The 2,896-nt window shown below is 41.4% G+C and carries 1 protein-coding gene; it reads right to left on the reverse strand.

The window, feature by feature from the left end; all coding sequences use genetic code 11:
* Window positions 1-221 precede the first annotated feature (221 nt).
* Window positions 222-2,896, reverse strand: a 2,675-nt coding sequence (locus F6K20_RS32325; protein WP_287297495.1) for a hybrid sensor histidine kinase/response regulator, incomplete at its 5' end; no start/stop codon positions are given.

Consider the following 2,896-nt stretch of genomic DNA (forward strand, 5'->3'; position numbering starts at 1 on the left):
TGTACTGACAAGCTAGTTAGTACCTATTTAAGGGGAATTTCCGTTGGAGAAGCTGTGTGCTCAGGCTTATGTCCGCACCTTCAAAGCCCAGTGGCAAGCACAACAGTTGCTGATCTGACTCCCCATCTCCCCACACTTAAAAAACTTACAACACTTAACACACTTAACACACTTGAAACACTTACAACACCTCGTTCTCTTTCCCTGTTCCCTGCTAGATATTACAAATATTGTTCCACTAAGGCAAGAATCTTATCTTCTTGAAACCCTTGGGCTAACTCTTTGAGGTTGTTAGCAAAAGCCATATATTTGTGATCCAGTTCTTCCAGGTAGATAGCTCGCTCCCGAATTTTTTTCATACTGCCCAACATCGCCAACTCATACAGCACTTCCATCTCTTCTAGTGGCGGAATCACTAGTTCAGTTGGCTCCACTGAACCGTTTTCAGGGTTTATCTTTGAAACCTGATCATTCTGTTCGTAAACCCACTCCAGATGTAAATACTTTCCTAACAAGCTCAATAACTTTGGTTCATCTACGGGTTTGGACAAAAAGGCATCACAACCAGCAATTTGACTCTTTTTCTGATCCATATCCAGTACACTAGCAGAGATAGCAATAATTGGCACTTCCCTAATCTCTGGGATTTGGCGAATTTCCTTAATGGCTTCAAACCCACTTTTAACCGGCATAACTAAATCGCTCAAAATCAGATCCGGTTGGATTTGTTGAGCCAAGTCAACTTCCTGCTCACCATCTTCACCAGTGACCACCTCAAATCCCAAGGGTGCAAGCATATTCTCAAGAACTAAGCGGTTTTCGAGTTTGTCATCTACCACCAATAGCCTACGTTTTTTACCTCGATATCCTATAATTTTATCTGGTATTTCAGCTTTAGTTTCCCCACTGATCGCTGCCAGATTAAAACTAACTTCAAACCAGAATTTTGACCCTTTACCCAATTCACTGGTGACCTTGAGTTCACCACCCATCAATTCTACTAATTGTTTAGTGATAGCTAATCCTAAACCTGTGCCCTCAGAGCGGCGTTGAGTATCACCCACTTGTTCAAAAGGTAGGAATATTTTATGTAACTGCTGGGGATTCATACCTACCCCAGTGTCAATAATATCAAAACAAATAGTAGAAGTATTAACTTGATACTCCTTAACCCTCACCCCCAAGGTTACTTGACCTTGCTCGGTAAATTTAATGGCGTTTCCTAACAAGTTTAGTAATACTTGTCGAAGTCGTTTTTCATCAGCTATAATTCCAATAGGTAAGTTAGATTCAGTTTGGTATTTGAACAAAATATCTTTCTCCAACGCCCGCATTTTTATCACTCCCACAACACTGTCGAGGAAGTTAGCAAAATGGATATCATCGGGGTAGAGTTCCATTTTACGGGCTTCGATTTTGGATAGGTCTAAGATGTCGTTGATTAGGGTCAACAAATGAATCCCGCTTTTGTGGATAATTTCTAAACCATCAGTTTGGCGGAAACTGAGATTATGTTCTCGCTTAAGAATTTGAGCATAGCCAAGAATGCCGTTGAGGGGGGTGCGCAATTCATGACTCATATTCGAGAGAAATTCGCTTTTAGCCTGGTTGGCAACTTCTGCTTTGTCTTTCGCCTCTGCGATTTCCGCCGTGCGTGCTTCCACCCGTTGCTCTAAGGTTTCAAAGGATTCTTTAAGTTGCCGTGCCATTTGGTTAAAGGATTCACTCAATTCCCCGACTTCATCGGAGCGCTTAATAGTTAAAGTTTTATTCCATTTCCCTTTAGCAATGTCTTTAGCAGCCCTATTGAGATGTAAAATCGGTTTTATTACCCACCGTGCTGTAAAAATGCCAATGATTGTTGCTATAATTAGAGCGTAAATACACAACAGTATGGAGAGCCTGGTATTGGCGTTAATTTCCGCCATAAAATCTGACTCTGGGATGACAACTACCACTAGCCAATCCAAACCGCGCTGGTTATTCAGAGGAGTAATTTGGACAAATTGACGTTCTCCATCAAGCTTAAAGTTAAACTGCTGTGCTGCTTCAATTTTGGAAAGATTGCCAAGGTTTTCAAGCAAATACTGTGCTGTAATTTGGGTTAATGGGTTTTGACTGTCTGTGGCCTTCAATCGTTTAGGTGGATTGTCTTGATGGCTGAGTACAAATGGTTGTTCAGATGTTGAACTAGCAATTAACTCTCCTGACGGTTCTAAAAGAAAAACTTGACCAGAAGGACTGATGGTGAGTCCCCGCAGGAAATCACTAATCAGGCTAAGAATAAGATCAACAGCTATAACACCACGAAAATTTCCTGTCTCGTCTTGAACAGGGGCAGACAAAGTGATTCCGAGTTTACCATCATCAGAAAAGTTGTAAATTTTGCTCCATCTGGGTAATGGTGACTCTACCGCACTGATATACCAGGGCCTTTTGCGCGGATAGAAGGGTTTGGAGACCAACAACTGAGTCCGCTGACCTTGGTCGTCTAAAGCATAGGTATTGCGCATCGGAAAATCTCCGAAGTCCTTAACAACGAATTTTCCATCTGGTTCCCGTCTGGCAAAGGCATATTCTAGCTGTTCTGGATTGCCTTCAATATAAATGGAACGAACAGACTTACATAGTTTTAATTGTTTCCAGAAGTGACGTTCTAAAACAGTAAGATTGTTAAAACTTAATTGGTTTAGCTGCCAAGCATTAATATTACTTTGAGCAAGAATATAAGGGTGATTTAAGTAATGCTTGAGATGCTCTTGGACGCGGTTAGTAATTTCGCTCTGTAACTGGAGTGCAAGTTTATTAACCGCTTTCTCGCCATTTCTAAAGGAAAGATATCCCACTAATCCAACCGCTGTGAAGATCTGCAATACAAAAGGGACAATCAGGACAA

It is taken from the genome of Moorena sp. SIO2C4, from assembly GCF_010672485.1.
In the GTDB taxonomy this organism is placed as follows: Bacteria; Cyanobacteriota; Cyanobacteriia; order Cyanobacteriales; family Coleofasciculaceae; genus Moorena; species Moorena producens.